General features: G+C 72.8%; 14 protein-coding genes. 6 read left to right on the forward strand and 8 right to left on the reverse strand.

Annotated features, from left to right (window positions below):
• Nucleotides 1-96: 96 nt before the first annotated feature.
• The gene (locus tag ACH4TP_RS03665) at nucleotides 97-2,484 is read right to left on the reverse strand and encodes a serine/threonine-protein kinase (RefSeq protein ID WP_398435517.1); all 2,388 of its coding nucleotides are present in this window, start codon (nucleotides 2,482-2,484) and stop codon (nucleotides 97-99) included.
• Nucleotides 2,485-2,671: 187 nt separating this feature from the next.
• Complete coding sequence (locus ACH4TP_RS03670) at nucleotides 2,672-4,378, reverse strand: glycerol-3-phosphate dehydrogenase/oxidase (protein ID WP_398184250.1); 1,707 nt, start codon at nucleotides 4,376-4,378, stop codon at nucleotides 2,672-2,674.
• A 299-nt stretch (nucleotides 4,379-4,677) separates the two neighbouring features.
• Here ACH4TP_RS03670 and ACH4TP_RS03675 point away from each other — a divergent pair, with 299 nt between their 5' ends.
• The 3 genes from ACH4TP_RS03675 (at nucleotide 4,678) to ACH4TP_RS03685 (ending at nucleotide 6,834) form a co-directional block, all read left to right on the forward strand.
• Nucleotides 4,678-5,919, forward strand: a complete 1,242-nt coding sequence (locus ACH4TP_RS03675) for a nucleotide sugar dehydrogenase (RefSeq protein WP_398184247.1) — start codon at nucleotides 4,678-4,680, stop codon at nucleotides 5,917-5,919.
• Between the two features lie 108 nt (nucleotides 5,920-6,027).
• Nucleotides 6,028-6,294 (forward strand): hypothetical protein, encoded by a 267-nt coding sequence (locus ACH4TP_RS03680; RefSeq protein WP_398184244.1) that lies wholly within the window; start codon nucleotides 6,028-6,030, stop codon nucleotides 6,292-6,294.
• Between the two features lie 48 nt (nucleotides 6,295-6,342).
• The gene (locus tag ACH4TP_RS03685; RefSeq protein WP_389220759.1) at nucleotides 6,343-6,834 is read left to right on the forward strand and encodes a hypothetical protein; all 492 of its coding nucleotides are present in this window, start codon (nucleotides 6,343-6,345) and stop codon (nucleotides 6,832-6,834) included.
• Nucleotides 6,835-6,898: 64 nt separating this feature from the next.
• On the opposite strand, the gene ACH4TP_RS03690 is transcribed toward ACH4TP_RS03685, so the two are convergent.
• The 4 genes from ACH4TP_RS03690 to ACH4TP_RS03705 form a co-directional block, all read right to left on the reverse strand.
• A complete protein-coding gene (locus ACH4TP_RS03690) occupies nucleotides 6,899-8,023 on the reverse strand; it encodes a GuaB3 family IMP dehydrogenase-related protein (RefSeq protein ID WP_388844152.1) in 1,125 nt (374 codons plus the stop codon).
• Between the two features lie 105 nt (nucleotides 8,024-8,128).
• Nucleotides 8,129-9,631, reverse strand: coding sequence for an IMP dehydrogenase (gene guaB / locus ACH4TP_RS03695; protein WP_389220761.1), 1,503 nt, complete (start codon nucleotides 9,629-9,631; stop codon nucleotides 8,129-8,131).
• Nucleotides 9,632-9,771: 140 nt separating this feature from the next.
• Nucleotides 9,772-10,374, reverse strand: coding sequence for a sigma-70 family RNA polymerase sigma factor (locus tag ACH4TP_RS03700; protein WP_030211429.1), 603 nt, complete (start codon nucleotides 10,372-10,374; stop codon nucleotides 9,772-9,774).
• A 243-nt stretch (nucleotides 10,375-10,617) separates the two neighbouring features.
• Nucleotides 10,618-11,229 carry a response regulator transcription factor gene (locus tag ACH4TP_RS03705; protein WP_003948568.1) on the reverse strand — a complete coding sequence of 204 codons (612 nt, stop codon included), beginning with the start codon at nucleotides 11,227-11,229 and terminating at the stop codon, nucleotides 10,618-10,620.
• Nucleotides 11,230-11,660: 431 nt separating this feature from the next.
• Between ACH4TP_RS03705 and ACH4TP_RS03710 the strand changes: the two genes are divergently transcribed.
• Nucleotides 11,661-12,044 carry a WhiB family transcriptional regulator gene (locus tag ACH4TP_RS03710; protein WP_389220764.1) on the forward strand — a complete coding sequence of 128 codons (384 nt, stop codon included), beginning with the start codon at nucleotides 11,661-11,663 and terminating at the stop codon, nucleotides 12,042-12,044.
• A gap of 144 nt (nucleotides 12,045-12,188) precedes the next feature.
• Here the strand turns inward: ACH4TP_RS03710 and ACH4TP_RS03715 are convergent, their stop codons facing one another.
• A complete protein-coding gene (locus ACH4TP_RS03715) occupies nucleotides 12,189-13,082 on the reverse strand; it encodes a LysR family transcriptional regulator (RefSeq protein WP_389220767.1) in 894 nt (297 codons plus the stop codon).
• Nucleotides 13,083-13,162: 80 nt separating this feature from the next.
• Here ACH4TP_RS03715 and ACH4TP_RS03720 point away from each other — a divergent pair, with 80 nt between their 5' ends.
• Complete coding sequence (locus ACH4TP_RS03720; RefSeq protein ID WP_398435520.1) at nucleotides 13,163-13,837, forward strand: MOSC domain-containing protein; 675 nt, start codon at nucleotides 13,163-13,165, stop codon at nucleotides 13,835-13,837.
• Between the two features lie 85 nt (nucleotides 13,838-13,922).
• Nucleotides 13,923-14,696 carry an SDR family NAD(P)-dependent oxidoreductase gene (locus tag ACH4TP_RS03725; protein WP_389220773.1) on the forward strand — a complete coding sequence of 258 codons (774 nt, stop codon included), beginning with the start codon at nucleotides 13,923-13,925 and terminating at the stop codon, nucleotides 14,694-14,696.
• Nucleotides 14,697-14,745: 49 nt separating this feature from the next.
• Here the strand turns inward: ACH4TP_RS03725 and ACH4TP_RS03730 are convergent, their stop codons facing one another.
• Nucleotides 14,746-16,560 carry a DUF2264 domain-containing protein gene (locus ACH4TP_RS03730; protein WP_398435779.1) on the reverse strand — a complete coding sequence of 605 codons (1,815 nt, stop codon included), beginning with the start codon at nucleotides 16,558-16,560 and terminating at the stop codon, nucleotides 14,746-14,748.
• Nucleotides 16,561-16,592: the final 32 nt, after the last annotated feature.

Consider the following 16,592-nt stretch of genomic DNA (forward strand, 5'->3'; position numbering starts at 1 on the left):
GCGCACGCGATTACGTCAGTTCCGGTCCGGCACCGTGCAGTTGACGGTTCTTTTCGGCTGCGTTCGGTCCGCGGTCCTCACGATACGTGGCGCCGGTCAGTCCTTGGGGCTGAACGTGGCGAACGCCGTCTCCCGCAGCGTCTTGCACTCCGCGCCGTTCCACTCGTCCGCCGCGCAGCTGACCATGATGGAGTAGCCGTGGGTGGCGTCCACCTTGAAGCCGCGGTTGAGCACGTGGACGCGGATGCCCTTCTGGGTGCGCTCGAACTCCCAGTCGGCGACGGTCGGGTAGCCCTTGTACGAGACCGACCGTATGCCGATGTGCTTGTAGTCCTGGCTGCTGGCGGCCACGCCGTACCTGGCCAGCTCCCAGGCGTTCGCCGCGTCGTCCTTCGGGCTGCCGTTGTAGTCGACCTGGACGCGCGGGAAGCCGCCGCTCTCGTTGAAGATCGCGCCGAGCGAGTATCCCGGGATCGAGCGCTGCTTGAAGGACGCGGGCATCGCCATCGAGAAGTGCAGCGGGCCGTTGGTGACGACGGTGTAGCCGGCGGGCAGCTGCTTGCCGGCGTCGCCGATGGGCTTGGTGGAGGGCGTGGTGCCGTTCTGCCCGTCCGTGGACCCGGTCGTGCCGTTGGCGCCCGCCGACCCCGTGCCGCCGCTGTCGCCGGGCTGCACGCCGCCCTGCTGGCCGGGGCCGCCCGAGGACTGGCCCTGGGCCCCGCCGGAACCGTCCGCGCCTCCGGCCGAGGCGCCGGCCGTGGCCGTGGTGCCCCCGTCGCCCTTGCCCTGGTTGCCCTCGTCGCCCCCGCCGCCGAGGGAGACCGCGAGGATCGTCCCGAGCACGGCGAGGACGGCGACCGCGGCGATGATCACCAGGGTGCGGCGCGGCACGACGTCGGTCAGCGGCGCGCGGGCCGGGGCCGGCTTGCCGCCGCCCCGCAGCGGCTCGGTGGCCAGCCTCGGCGCCGGCGTCGGCCCGGCCTTCGCGGAGGACGCCGCCGAGGCCGCCGCGTTCCGTACGGAGTTCAGCGCGCCCCGCATCCGCTCGGCGGCCGCGTCGGCCCCCTTGTCGCCCGCGGGGGTGACGGGGGTCCGCTCGGGGCGCGGCGGCAGCGGTATGACGGTGGTGGCCTCGGACGAGACGGCGGGCGCCGGCTCGGGCGCGTCGAGCACGGCCCGCAGCAGCACCCGGGCGCCGGCGTCGTCGAGCCGCTGCGCCGGGTCCTTGGCGAGGAGGCCGTAGATGACCTTCTCCAGCTCGGGGCCGGCGTTCTTCGGCGGGTCGACCGGCTCGGTCATCACGGCCGTGAGGGTGGCGATGGCGGAGCCCTTGTCGTACGGCGGGCTGCCCTCGACCGCCGCGTAGATGAGGCCGCCGAGCGACCACATGTCGGCGGCCGGGCCGGGCTTGTGGCCGCGGGCGCGCTCCGGGGAGATGTACGAGGGGGCGCCGACGAGCATGCCGGTGGAGGTGATCGAGGGGTCGCCCTCCACCTGGGCGATGCCGAAGTCGGTGAGGACGACCCGGCCGTCGTCGGCGATCAGCACGTTGGACGGCTTCACGTCGCGGTGCAGGATGCCCTCGCGGTGCGCCGAGCGCAGCACGTCGAGGATGGCGAGGCCGACCTCGGCGGCGCGCCGGGGCGTGAGCGTGCCGTCCTCGCGCACGGCGTCAGCGAGGGACTTGCCCTCGATGAGCTCCATGACGATCCACGGGCGGTCGTCCTCGTCGACGACGTCGTAGACGGTCACGGCGCCGTTGTTGCGGATCCGGGCGATGGCCTTCGCCTCGCGCAGGGTCCGGGTGATGAGGCGTCGCTTCTCTTCCTCGTCGATGCTGCTGGGGAAGCGGAGCTCCTTGACGGCGACGGTGCGGCCGAGGGTCTCGTCGACGGCGCGCCACACGGTGCCCATGCCGCCGCGCCCGAGGACCACGCCGAGCCGGTAGCGGCCCGCGAGCAGGCGTCCTTCCCCGGCCGGCTCCTTGCGGAACCGGTCGGCGCCTCGCGCGGTTCCGGTGCCCGTCCGGCGGTCGCTCTCGCCGTCGCCGTCCCCGGCGCCGAAACCGGCCCGCCCGGTCGACGGCTCGGTCCCGCGCAGCCGCCCGGCCACGACGGCTCCGCCGCCCTCGGTCCCGGCCCCGCCCGGACCCGCCGCCCGTCCGGCCGCCGCGTCCTGAGAGCCCTTCACACCCGAAGCGACCTCCGAGTCGACCGGGTCCACCGGGTCCGCAGAGTCCATCGGGCCCGCGGCGTCAGCCGCGGACGTCACGGCCTCCGCGGGCTTCGCGTCCTCGACGTCCCGCCCCGGCTCGCGCCCGTCCTCCGGGCCCTGCGCACCCTGGTCGACCTGCGCGTCCTTGGTGTCTCGCGCTGCCTCACGCGCGGCCGGAACCGCTCCTCGGTCGCCGTCGGTCGCGGCCCCCGCGGCGGCGTCCCGCCTGGGGTCCCTCGCCTTGTCCCGCGACTGCTCCGCCTCCGACATGCGTCCCCTCTGCGATCCCTGATCTTCGCCGCGTCTGCCGCTTCCCGCGTGATGCGGTAACCCGCCCTGGAAGAGAGGCCATTGTCCCTCACCTCGGGACGGGTGCCGCCCCCGGGTCCGCACTCCGGGATACGACGCCTCCGGGCGCCCCCGAGGTTCCCGCCGGACACGGCCCCCGGACGTCCCGTCAGATGGGCACGATGTCGGGCGCTCCCAGGCGCGCGGCGTCCGCCGTCAGGTCGTCGGGCTGCCGCTGCGACTCGCGCTCCGCCTCCACCCGCTTCTCGTAGTGCTCGACCTCCTTCTCGATCTGGCGGTCGTCCCAGCCGAGGACCGGCGCCATCAGTTCCGCGCACTCGCGGGCGCTGAGCGTGCCCCGGTCGAAGGTCTCGATGGAGATCCTGGTCCGTCTGGTGAGGACGTCGTCGAGGTGGCGCGCGCCCTCGTGGGAGGCGGCGTAGACGATCTCGGCGCGCAGGTAGTCGTCGGCCGCCGCGAGCGGTTCGCCGAGCCCGGGGTCGGTCGCGATCAGGTCGAGGATCTCCTCCGTCAGGGAGCCGTAGCGGTTGAGGAGATGCTCGATCCGGACGACGTGCAGGCCGGTTCTCGCGGCGATCCTGGCCCGCGCGTTCCACAGGGCGCGGTAGCCCTCGGCGCCGAGGAGCGGGGTGTCCTCGGTGACGCAGGGGGCGACACGCTGATCGAGTCCGTGCACCGCCTCGTCGACGGCGTCCTTCGCCATCACGCGGTACGTCGTGTACTTGCCTCCGGCGACGACCACGAGGCCGGGGACCGGGTGGGCGACGGTGTGCTCACGGGAGAGCTTGCTGGTGGCGTCCGACTCGCCGGCGAGGAGGGGGCGCAGGCCCGCGTAGACGCCCTGGACGTCGTCGCGGGTGAGGGGGGTGGCGAGCACGGTGTTCACGTGCTCCAGGAGGTAGTCGATGTCGGCGCTGGAGGCGGCGGGGTGGGCCTTGTCGAGGTCCCAGTCGGTGTCGGTGGTGCCGACGATCCAGTGGCGGCCCCAGGGGATGACGAACAGGACGGACTTCTCGGTGCGCAGGATGAGGCCGGTGGTCGAGTGGATGCGGTCCTTGGGCACGACGAGGTGGATGCCCTTGGAGGCGCGGACGTGGAACTGGCCGCGCTCCCCGATGAGGGCCTGGGTGTCGTCGGTCCACACGCCGGTGGCGTTGACGATCTGCTTGGCCCTGATCTCGTAGGCGGCGCCGGCCTCGACGTCCTGGACGCGCGCGCCGACGACCCGCTCGCCCTCGCGGAGGAAGCCGGTGACGCGGGCGCGGCTGGCGGCCCTGGCGCCGTAGGAGGCGGCCGTGCGCACGAGGGTGGTGACGAAGCGGGCGTCGTCCATCTGGGCGTCGTAGTACTGGAGGGCGCCGACGAGGGCGTCCTTCCGCAGGCAGGGCGCGACGCGCAGGGCGCCCTTGCGGGAGAGGTGCCGGTGGACGGGGAGTCCGCGGCCGTGTCCCGAGGAGAGGGACATCGCGTCGTACAGCGCGACCCCGGAGCCGGCGTAGAACCGCTCCCAGCCCTTGTGCTGGAGGGGGTAGAGGAAGGGAACCGGCTTCACCAGGTGGGGTGCGAGCCGCTCCAGGAGGAGTCCGCGCTCCTTGAGCGCCTCCCGCACGAGGGCGAAGTCCAGCATCTCCAGGTAGCGCAGGCCGCCGTGGATGAGCTTGCTGGACCTGCTGGAGGTGCCCGAGGCCCAGTCGCGGGCCTCCACGATGCCGGTGGAGAGGCCTCTCGTGACGGCGTCGAGGGCGGTTCCGGCGCCGACCACTCCGGCGCCGACGACCAGCACGTCCAGCTCTCGTTCGGCCATGGCCGCGAGCGCCTCGGAGCGCTCGGCGGGTCCCAGTGTCGCTGTCCTCACGCTGCTGCCTCCCGTCGTCCCCCGTCGGTACCGCATGCGCGCACGCACGCGGTCCGTCCGTACACGAGCCGCGAACCGGGCCCGTGTGGTCCGGCTCACAGCTCGATTCTGGCCCGCCCCCGCGAGTTCAGCCACCGCCTCACCGCCGACCTGTGGATAACACTCGGCGACCTTCGGCTCCACAATGCCGGATATCGGTCATATTTACGCCTAGTCTGACATTGCGCTCGACCCGTTCTGTCCACCGGGCTTGCGCGTCGCGTTCCCCTCGGCTACCGGGAAGGACGGCCCACCCCCACATGCCCGCTGATCTCGCCGTCATCGGCCTCGGCCACCACGGACTCCCCCTGGCCCAGGCCGCCACCGCCGCAGGCATCGACACCGTCGGCTACGACACCGACCCCCGCCCCGTCGCCGAACTCGCCGCCGGACGCTCCCCCGTCGACGGCTCCCTCACCGCCCCCGAGATCCGCCGGATGCTCGCGGGGGGCTTCCGGCCGACCACCAACCCCGCCGAGCTCGGCCGGGTCCGCACCGCCGTCCTCTGCGCCCCGGCCCCCCTCGGCCCCGACCGGGCCCTCGACCTCACCGCCGTCACCGACGCCGCCCGCGCGCTCGCCGCCCGGCTGCGCCCCCACACCACCGTCGTCCTGGAGACCCCGGTCCCCCCGGGCACCACCGAGGGCCTCCTCCGCGAGGTCCTGGAGACGGGCTCCGGCCTGCGCGCGGGGCGCGACTTCCACCTCGCGTACTCCCCCGGCCGCCTCGACCCCGGCAGCCGCACCCACGGCTACACCGGCACCCCCAAGGTCATCGGCGGCCTCACCCCGGCCTGCACCGAGTCCGCGGCCGCCTTCTACGGCCGGCTCACCGACAAGGTGGTACGCGCGCGTGGCCCCCGCGAGGCGGAGACGGTCAAGCTCCTGGAGACCAACTTCCGGCACGTCAACATCGCCCTCGTCAACGAGATGGCGGTCCTCTGCCACGAACTCGGCGTCGACCTGTGGGACGTCATCCGCTGCGCCGAGACCAAGCCCTTCGGCTTCCAGGCCTTCCGCCCCGGCCCCGGCGTCGGCGGCCACGGCGTCCCCGTCGACACCGTCGGCGCCCACCGGCCGCTCCGCCTCGTCGAACTCGCCGGCCAGGTCAACGAGCGGATGCCGCAGTACGTCGTCCAGCGCGCCGCCACCCTCCTCAACGAGCACGGCAAGTCGGCCCGCGGCGCCCGGATCCTCCTCCTCGGCATCACCTACAAGCCCGACCTCCCCGACCGGCAGGGCTCCCCCGCCGACGAGATCGCCCGCCGCCTCATGGACCTGGGCGCGGCCGTCAGCTACCACGACCCCCACGTCCCCGACTGGCGCGTCCGCGACCTCCCCGTCCCCCGCGCCGACTCCCTCTACGAGGCCGCCGCCCACGCCGACCTCACGCTCCTCCTCCAGCACCACCGCACCTACGACCTCCAGGGCCTCTCGGTGAAGGCCCAGCTCCTCCTCGACACCCGGGGCGCGACCCCCGCCGGAGCGGCCCACCGCCTCTGAGGGCGGCCCCCGCCGGAATTCCCTGGGCCGTTGTCATGTACCGGTGCTAGCCTCCGGGACCTCAGCGCGCACCGCTCCACGCGCGCGCACCGTCCCGGGGGCCCCGTCATGTTCGCCGTCATCCTCCTGCTCCTCACGTTCTTCCTGACCTCAGGGGTCTGCGGCCTCTGGGTCGCGCTCAACGTGAGGGACTCCGCCGTGCGGCTGGAACGGTGGCACCTGCGCAACCTCGACCTGCGCGCCCAGGCCGCAGGCCACCTGGGCCCGCACGGCCGGATCCTCACCGCCACCGGCTTCCGCGTGGTCGGCGGGGTACTGGCCCTGCTCGGGTTCGGGATGATCCTCGCGCCGCTGATCGCGGCGCTCCTCGGCTGACGCCGTTCACGCCGACCGCACTTCTCTGTTCCCTGGGGGGACCACCACATGTCTCAGTCCGTTCCGCCGCCCGGCAACCCGTTCGCCGACGGCGCCGCGCCCCAGCAGTACCCGATGGCCCCGCCACCGGCCCCCGCCCGTGACAACGTGGCCCTCGGTCTGGTGGCCGCCCTGGTCGCGGCTCTCGTCGCCGCGGGCGCCTACGGCGGCATCGCCGGTGGCATCGAGCGGGAGATCGGCTGGGCCGCCGTGGGCGTCGGCTTCCTCACCGGCTTCGCGGCCGGCAAGGCCGGCGGCCGCAACCCGGCCCTCCCCGTGGTCAGCGCCGTGTTCTCGCTCGGCGCGGTGTACCTCGGCCAGCTGATCGCCCTCGCGATCATCGGCGGCAAGGAGCTGCACGTCTCCGCCACCGAGCTCTTCTTCCAGCACTTCGACGTGCTCGCGTCCGCGTGGAAGGAAGACCTGGACCCGCTCACCTTCCTGTTCTTCGCCCTCGCCGCCTTCGCCGCGTTCTCCGGCGCCAAGAAGGCCACCCCGTAGCAGTGCGTACGCGGAGGGGCCCCGCACCACCCGGTGCGGGGCCCCTCGGCGTACGTACGGAAGGTCAGCGCTTGTGCTGCGCGTCCGCGACCGTGACCTCGACGCGCTGGAACTCCTTGAGCTCGCTGTAGCCCGTGGTGGCCATGGCGCGGCGCAGGGCGCCGAAGAAGTTCATGGAGCCGTCCGGGATGTGCGACGGGCCGGCGAGGATCTCCTCGGTGGTGCCGACGATGCCCAGGTCGACCAGCTTGCCGCGCGGGACGTCCTCGTGGACGGCCTCCATGCCCCAGTGGTGGCCCTTGCCGGGGGCGTCCGTGGCGCGGGCCAGCGGGGAGCCCATCATGACGGCGTCGGCGCCGCAGGCGATGGCCTTGGGGAGGTCGCCGGACCAGCCCACGCCGCCGTCGGCGATGACGTGCACGTACCGGCCGCCGGACTCGTCCATGTAGTCGCGGCGGGCCGCGGCCACGTCGGCGACCGCGGTCGCCATCGGGACCTGGATGCCGAGGACGTTGCGGGTGGTGTGCGCGGCGCCGCCGCCGAAGCCGACGAGGACGCCCGCCGCGCCGGTGCGCATCAGGTGCAGGGCCGCGGTGTACGTGGCGCAGCCGCCGACGATGACCGGGACGTCCAGCTCGTAGATGAACTGCTTCAGGTTCAGCGGCTCGGCCGCGCCGGAGACGTGCTCGGCGGAGACGGTCGTGCCGCGGATGACGAAGATGTCCACGCCGGCGTCGACGACGGCCTTGGAGAACTGCGCGGTGCGCTGCGGGGAGAGCGCGGCGGCGGTGACGACACCGGAGTCGCGCACCTCCTTGATGCGCTGCCCGATCAGCTCCTCCTTGATCGGGGCGGCGTAGATCTCCTGCAGACGGCGGGTCGCGGTCTCCTCGTCCAGCTCGGCGATCTCGTCGAGGAGCGGCTGCGGGTCCTCGTACCGGGTCCAGAGGCCCTCGAGGTTCAGGACGCCGAGGCCGCCCAGCTCGCCGATGCGGATGGCGGTCTGCGGCGAGACGACCGAGTCCATCGGGGCGGCCAGGAACGGCAGCTCGAAGCGGTAGGCGTCGATCTGCCAGGCGATCGAGACCTCCTTCGGGTCCCGGGTGCGCCGGCTCGGGACGACGGCGATGTCGTCGAACGCGTACGCCCTGCGGCCGCGCTTGCCGCGCCCGATCTCGATCTCAGTCACGATGTGTGGCCTTTCCCTCTATGTCTGCGCCTACCAGTATCCCCGACACGCGCCGAAGGGGCGGCTCCGGCCACATGCCGGAACCGCCCCTTCCGTCGCGCGCTGTTACTTCCTGCTGTAGTTCGGCGCCTCGACCGTCATCTGGATGTCGTGCGGGTGGCTCTCCTTGAGGCCCGCCGAGGTGATCCGGACGAAGCGGCCGTTCGCCTGGAGCTCCGGCACCGTGCGCCCGCCGACGTAGAACATCGACTGGCGCAGACCGCCCACCAGCTGGTGGACGACGGCCGAGAGCGGGCCGCGGTAGGGCACCTGGCCCTCGATGCCCTCGGGGACGAGCTTCTCGTCGGAGGCGACGCCCTCCTGGAAGTAGCGGTCCTTGGAGAAGGAGCGCTGCTCGCCGCGGGACTGCATGGCGCCGAGCGAGCCCATGCCGCGGTACGACTTGAACTGCTTGCCGTTGATGAAGAGCAGCTCGCCCGGGGACTCCTCGCAGCCCGCGAGCAGCGAGCCGAGCATCACCGTGTCGGCGCCGGCGACGAGGGCCTTCGCGATGTCGCCGGAGTACTGCAGACCGCCGTCGCCGATGACCGGGACGCCGGCCGCCTTGGCGGCGAGGGAGGCCTCGTAGATCGCGGTGACCTGCGGGACGCCGATGCCGGCGACCACGCGGGTGGTGCAGATGGAGCCGGGGCCGACGCCGACCTTGATGCCGTCGACGCCGGCGTCGATCAGCGCCTGGGCGCCGTCGCGGGTGGCGACGTTTCCGCCGATGACGTCGACCGAGGAGTTCGACTTGATCTTGGCGACCATGTCGCCGACCAGGCGGGAGTGGCCGTGCGCGGTGTCGACGACGATGAAGTCGACGCCCGCCTCGATCAGGGCCTGGGCGCGCTCGAACGCGTCACCGGCGACACCGACGGCGGCGCCGACGAGGAGCCGGCCTTCCTTGTCCTTGGCGGCGTTCGGGTACTTCTCGGCCTTGACGAAGTCCTTGACCGTGATGAGGCCCTTGAGGATGCCCGCGTCGTCGACCAGCGGCAGCTTCTCGATCTTGTGGCGGCGCAGCAGCTCCATGGCGTCCACGCCGGAGATGCCGACCTTGCCGGTGACGAGCGGCATCGGGGTCATGACCTCGCGCACCTGGCGGCTGCGGTCCGACTCGAAGGCCATGTCGCGGTTGGTGACGATGCCGAGCAGCTTGCCGGCCGGGTCGGTGACCGGGACGCCGCTGATGCGGAACTTGGCGCAGATCGCGTCGGCCTCGGCGAGCGTCGCGTCCGGGTGGACCGTGATCGGGTCCGAGACCATGCCGGACTCGGAGCGCTTCACGAGGTCGACCTGGTTCGCCTGGTCGGCGATCGAGAGGTTGCGGTGCAGCACACCGACACCACCCTGTCGCGCCATGGCGATCGCCATGCGGGACTCGGTGACCTTGTCCATCGCGGCGGAGAGCAGCGGGATGTTCACCCGCACGTTCTTCGAGATGTACGAGGCGGTGTCGATCTGGTCGGGCGCCATGTCGGACGCGCCCGGCAGCAGCAGCACGTCGTCGTAGGTCAGCCCGAGTGTCGCGAATTTTTCGGGCACTCCGTCGACGTTGGCAGTCATGACACCTTCCCAAATGGCCTTGATCGGTGCGGGATGTCCATGCTAACGGCCTTGAGCCGTGTCTCATTCCACGATCAAGATCAGCGGGCAGCTTTGGACGTTCGCACGTGTACGAAAGGGATGACCGAGCCCGGCAAGGCTTACTGCTCGGCCAGTGCGCGGAGCCGGCTGAGGGCGCGGTGCTGGGCGACCCGGACGGCGCCCGGGGACATGCCGAGCATCTGGCCGGTCTCCTCGGCGGTCAGTCCGACCGCGACCCGCAGCACCAGCAGTTCGCGCTGGTTCTCCGGGAGGTTGGCGAGCAGCTTCTTGGCCCACTCGGCGTCGTCGCTGAGCAGGGCCCGCTCCTCGGGGCCGAGGGAGTCGTCGGGCCGCTCGGGCATCTCGTCGGAGGGCACGGCGGTGGACCCCGGGTGCCGCATGGCGGCCCGCTGGAGGTCGGCGACCTTGTGTCCGGCGATGGCGAAGACGAAGGCCTCGAAGGGCCTGCCCGTGTCCTTGTAGCGCGGCAGCGCCATCAGGACGGCGACGCAGACCTCCTGGGCGAGGTCCTCGACGAAGTGCCGGGCGTCGCCGGGCAGCCGGTTGAGGCGGGTGCGGCAGTACCGCAGGGCGAGCGGGTGGACGCGCGCGAGCAGGTCGTGGGTGGCCTGCGCGTCGCCGTCGACCGCGCGGTGCACGAGCGCGCCGATCTCCCCCTGCCCGGCAGGCATGGGGGAACCCACGGTCTCGTCGTCGCGCATCGCTCCATGGTGCCCCGACGCCTCTCGGTTCGCGGCACCGCGTCCGTAGTTGTGCACCGAAGCGTTATGAGCAGGTGCGCCGGTACTCATCTCCCGCGCCCTCCCCTCCCGCTCGATCGACTCGTCCCCGAGGAACTCCACATCTCAAGGATGCGGCATTCCGCGGGGAAGTGACACAAGCCCGCCCCGTCCACCCCACGACGGACGCGGGCGCGGACGGGGAGACCGCAGGTGACCTGCGATTCAGCGGACCAGGCCCCAGCGGAATCCGAGCGCGACGGCGTGGGCCCGGTCGGAGGCGCCCAGCTTCTTGAAGAGGCGCCGGGCGTGGGTCTTGACCGTGTCCTCGGAGAGGAAGAGCTCGCGCCCGATCTCCGCGTTGGACCGGCCGTGGCTCATGCCTTCGAGGACCTGGATCTCGCGCGCGGTGAGGGTGGGCGCGGCGCCCATCTCGGCCGAACGGAGGCGGCGCGGGGCGAGTCGCCAGGTCGGGTCGGCGAGCGCCTGCGTGACCGTGGCCCGCAGCTCGGCGCGCGAGGCGTCCTTGTGCAGGTAGCCGCGGGCGCCCGCGGCTACCGCGAGGGCGACGCCGTCGAGGTCCTCGGCGACCGTGAGCATGATGATGCGGGCGCCGGGGTCCGCGGAGAGCAGCCGGCGGACGGTCTCCACGCCGCCCAGGCCGGGCATGCGCACGTCCATCAGAATCAGGTCCGAGCGGTCCGCGCCCCAGCGGCGGAGGACTTCCTCGCCGTTGGCCGCGGTGGTCACGCGCTCGACGCCGGGCACGGTCGCGACCGCGCGGCGGAGCGCCTCTCGGGCAAGCGGGGAGTCGTCGCAGACGAGGACGGATGTCATGCCTGACCTCCGCGGCTCTCGCAGCTGTTGCGCGTCACCTTGAGCCTCCAGGGCTGTACGTATCGTCACCTGTGCGGTTGACGCTCTCGGACATGTGCCCGATCGCTTCTTCCTTCAACCGCCTCTGCACTCTCAACGACGGTCACTCGAAAGAGTTACGGGTCGGACGGCGTCTTCGGCACTCTACGTGAGGAGTCGTGCGCGGAGGAGAGTGTCGCGGGTCGTTCGCCCCAACATCAAAAGCTATGCCCCATTTAGCGGGATTTCTTCCCTTTTCGCAGTGTCTGTGGCTAGATTCGCAATGAGTCATATTTACATCTACTTCGACAGTAGGTGTATCGCCCGGACCTGTCGGGGCCCGAGGAGCCCCGGCCATCAGCCATCCACCCGCCCACCTATCCGTTCGACACGGTTTCAAGGGGACAAGCGCAATGGCAGATTTCTCCCGCCTTCCCGGACCCAACGCCGATCTGTGGGACTGGCAACTCCTCGCGGCCTGCCGCGGAGTCGACAGCTCCCTGTTCTTCCACCCCGAGGGAGAGCGCGGCGCGGCACGGAGTGCGCGCGAGAACTCGGCGAAAGAGGTCTGCATGCGGTGCCCGGTGCGCGCGGAGTGCGCGGCACACGCACTCGCCGTGCGGGAGCCCTACGGTGTTTGGGGCGGCCTCACCGAGGACGAACGCGAAGAGCTCATGGGACGTGCGCGCAATCGCCTGATCACGACGCCACCGGCCGCCGCGCCGGTCGCGTCCGCCGCGTCCACGACATCCATGACGTCGATGACATCCATGACAGCCATCGGGGAACGTATGTGAAGGAACGTTTCTTCAGCGCGGTTCCAGTACGGTCCTCAGTGCGGCGAGCGCCGACTGGGCACCTCCTGAGCGCCGTCTGACCGAACATCACCCGTACGGCCCCGCGCCGTGCGTCGCCCCTACGCGCGCGCGTGGCGGTGCGGTTCAGCTCCGCGCGGCGGCCCGGATCAGTTCGTCGAGCGTGGCGGCCACGGCCGGGACCTGCGCGAGGTCCGGCAGCGTCAGGGCCACGATCTCCCGCTCCACGGCCGGCTCCACGGCCACGGTCCGCGCGCCCTTGGGCCGTACGGACTCGATCGCCAGCTCCGGCAGGACGGCGACGCCCAGACCGGCGCCGACCAGGCCCACCACGGCCGGGTAGTCGTCGGTGGCGAAGTCGATGCGGGGCGTGAAGCCCGCCTCCTCGCAGACGTCCACGAGCTGGCGGCGGCAGCGCGGGCAGCCCGCGATCCAGGACTCGTCCGCCAGCTCCGCGATGCCGACCGACCCGGCCCCGGCGAGCCGGTGCCCCTCGGGAACCAGGCCGACGAGCCGGTCGGCGAGCAGCGGGCGGACCACCAGGTCGTCCCATTCGGCCTGCCCGGCCCCGTACCGGAACGCGAGCGCGATGTCGCAGTCGCCCTCGCGGAGCATCTCGATCGAGCGCGGCGGTTCGGCCTCGACGAGGGAGACGCGGGTGCCGGGGTGCGCGGCCCGCAGCGCGGCGAGCGCGGTGGGCACGAGCGTGGAGCTGCCGCTCGGGAAGGAGACCAGCCGGACGCGGCCCGCCCGGAGCCCGGCGATGGCGGCGACCTCCTCCTCGGCGGCGGTGAGCCCGGCGAGGATGCCGGAGGCGTGGCGCACCAGGACCTCGCCGGCCTGGGTGAGGCGCATCTCGCGTCCCGTACGGATCAGCAGCGGCGTGCCGGCGGAGGTTTCGAGCGCCTTCATCTGCTGGCTGACGGCGGGCTGGGTGCAGCCGAGTTCGCGCGCGGCGGCCGAGAACGAGCCGGTGGCGGCGACGGCGCGCAGGACGCGGAGGTGGCGGGCCTCGATCATGCGTCCAGCATAAGCGACTCTTGGGTGAAGTCGCCTATTCTCGCGAGCGCCTTTGAGATGGTCGCCCGTACAGTGCCCGCATGACCTTGCTGAGCGTGAATGTGGGCCGAGCCAGGGCCGTGGAGTACACGGACGCCGCCTCGGGGATGACGGGCATCGACAAGCGCCCGGTGGAGGGGCCCGTACGGATCGAGGCGCCGGGGGCGCCCGGTGTCGGGGCCAGCGGGGTCGCCGGGGACACGGTCTGCGACCTGCGCTTCCACGGCGGCGACGACCGGGCGGCGTACGCCTTCGCCCGCGAGGACATGGACCTGTGGGAGCGGGAGCTCGGCCGCGAACTGGCCAACGGCTCCTTCGGCGAGAACCTCACCACCCTGGGCCTCGACGTGAACGGCGCCCTGATCGGGGAGCGGTGGCGGATCGGCGGGGAGGTGGTCCTGGAGGTGACCGGCGGCCGCATCCCGTGCCGCACCTTCGCGGGCTTCGTCGAGGAGAAGGGCTGGGTGAAGCGGTTCACGCAGTCCGAGGCCGGTCCCGGCGCGCTGCTGCGGGTGATCGTGCCGGGCGAGGTGCGGGCCGGCGACCCGATCACCGTGCTGCACCGGCCGGACCACGACATCACCGTGGCGCGCCTGCACCGCGCCGCGACCACCGAACGCGACCAGCTGCCCGCCATGTTGGCCGCCGCCGAGTGGATGGAGTCCGGACTCCTCGCGCTCGCCCGCCGGTACAAGGAGAAGTACGCCCAGGCGTAGCCACGGGACGGGGCACCAGGCCTGCCTCTCGGATCGGGCCCCGCGAGCCCGGCCCGATCCGAAGGGCAGGCACTAGGTTGCCCGTATGACGACTGCACTGATTACGGGCGCCACCGCGGGCATCGGGGCCGCCTTCGCACGGAGACTGGCGGCGGACGGCCACGACGTCGTGCTCGTGGCCAGGGACGTGAAGCGGCTGCGGGAGCAGGCGACCGAGCTGCACGACCGGCACGGGGTCGAGGCCGAGGTCCTCGCGGCGGACCTCTCCGAGGAGGAGGGCATCGCCGCCGTCGAGGCCCGGCTCTCGGACCCGAAGCGGCCGGTGGACATACTCGTGAACAACGCGGGCTTCGCCAACAAGGGCCGTTTCCTCGACGTCTCCATGGCCGACGAGCTGAAGATGCTGACGGTGCACTGCGAGGCGGTGCTGCGGCTGACCTCGGCGGCCGCCGCCGCGATGAAGGGCCGCCACCGGGGCGCCGTGGTGAACGTCGCCTCGGTCGCGGCCTTCGTGCCCCGCGGCACGTACGGCGCCTCGAAGGCCTGGGTCGTGCAGTTCACCCAGGGCGCGGCCCGGGACCTCGCGGGCAGCGGGGTGCGGCTGATGGCGCTCTGCCCCGGCTTCGTGCGGACCGAGTTCCACGAGCGGGCCGGGATGGGCACGGACAACATCCCGGGCTGGATGTGGCTCGACGCGGACAAGCTGGTGACGGCGGCGCTCACCGACCTCAAGCGGGGGAAGACCCTGTCGATCCCGGACCCCCGCTACAAGGCCCTCATGGGGGTGGTGAAGCTGGCGCCGCGCGGCCTGCTGGGCGGGGTCTCCTCCAAGGCGGGTCGCAAGTACGGGCCGGAGTAGGCCCTGATCCCGGAGTAAGCCCTCCTCAGGACCTCAGGACCTCAGGACCTCAGGGCTCCTCGGGGCTGCTCGGGTCGAGGTGCGCCGTGGTGCCGTCCCGCCAGGTCACCGTCAGCAGGCGCCCGTCGACGCGGACGTGCGCGAGCGTCGAGACGGGTGCGGGGTCGGGCTCGGCCGTGAGGGACGCGAGGGCCACGAAGAGCGCGGCGGGGCCGTGCGTGGTGCCGTGCACGGCCAGGGTGCGGCTGCCGGGACCCTGAAGGGTCTCCCCGGTGGGGAGTTCCCCGGTCCCGGGGCGGTAGCCGTGGACCGGGTGGAGCTGGGCGTGCGGTCCTTCGGGGGTGACGGCCCAGCCGGTCTGTCGTACGGGGGTCCCCTCGGGGGCGCCGAGGACGAGGTGGGCGCGGAGTTCGGCGCGGCCGTGGACGAGGGTCGTGGAGAGGACCCGGACGCCGGGCAGAGGCTGGTGGACGGAGGCGGCCCGGTCGGGGCCGGTGCCGGCCGGGACGGCGGGACCCCGGGGGGTCGCCCGGCCGTCGACGATCAGGGCGAAGTGGTTGTCGGACGCCGCCGTCCCCGTACTGGGTCCCGTTCGGGTGGAGTAGGCGTGGCGGGCGTAGCCGGGGTCGTCCTCCTCGCCGGGCGCGCTGTGGACGTGGTTGCTGCCGTGGTTGTGGAGGCGTACGAGCCCGTCGGCGGCGGTGGTCTGGACGAGCAGCCCGGCGGGGGCGAGGGGGAGGACCGTGTCGGCGCGTTCGGCGGGCAGGGGTTCCTCGGGGTCGGTCCAGGCGGGGTGGCCGGCGGGCAGGAGGAGGCCGAGGAAGCCCTTGGACGCCCAGTAGGGGGAGCCGGGGCCCGAGTACTCCTGGACGAGCGGCGGGTACGGGCCGTGCCAGCCGAGGCCGAGGAGCCCGCGCTCGTCGGTGGCGCCGCGGTCGAGGAAGTACCGCAGGGTCCCGGAGGCGAGGCGGCGGGTGGCGCCGGGGCTGAGCGGGGTGTGGCCGGTGAGGGTGCCGAGCCAGGGGGCGGCGGCCGCGGCGAAGCGGTAGGTCAGGGAGCGCCCGTACGGGACGGGGGCGCCGTTCGCGTCGAAGAGGTGGACGTACGCGTCGAGGTGGGCGCGGAGCCGGGGGCCGTACCGGTCGAGGAGGTCCCCGTCGCCGGCGAGGTGGGCGTGGAGGACGGGGTAGAAGTGCAGGGCCCAGGCGTTGTAGTGGTCGAAGGCCCGGTTGTCGCCGTCGCTGTACCAGCCGTCGCCGAGGTACCAGTCCTCGATCCGGGCGAGGGAGCGGTCGATCGTGGCGGCGGCGCGGTCGGTCTCGATGCCGGCGTCCTGGAGGAAGCCGGCGACGGTGAGGCCGAAGAGCCACCAGTTGTTGTCGACCGGGGAGGGCGCGAGGGCGGGCAGGAGCCAGTCGGCGGCCCGCTGCCGGGTGCGGTCGTCGAGGCGGTCCCAGAGCCAGGGGCGGGTGAGGCGGAGGCCGAGGGCGACGGAGGCGGATTCGACGATCGCCTGGCGGGTGTCGGCCATCAGGGGCCAGGAGTCGGGGTCGTCGTGCCGTCCCGGTTTCTCCGTCCCGGCCGCGAGGCCACCGGCGTACCGGTCGAGGTGGCCGTCCGGGTCCTCGCCGTGGGCGCCGGCGACGCGGAGGGCGGCGAGGAGGAAGGTGCGGGCCCAGCCCTCCAGGCCGTCGGAGCGGGGGCCGGACCAGCTGGGGCGGGGCCCGGGGAGGTCGATGAGACCGCCGCCGGGTGAGGCGAAGGGGCGGACGTCCAGGAGGAGCCGGTCGGCCGCGGCCTCCCAGTGGGCACGGGTCCAGCCGGTGTACGGGCTGAGCTCACGGTTCTCGGGCGGCGTGGGCATCATGCTCCCTGGGGCCTGTCACGGCGTCTGCG

This window comes from Streptomyces sp. NPDC021012, assembly GCF_044333355.1.
GTDB lineage: Bacteria > Actinomycetota > Actinomycetes > Streptomycetales > Streptomycetaceae > Streptomyces.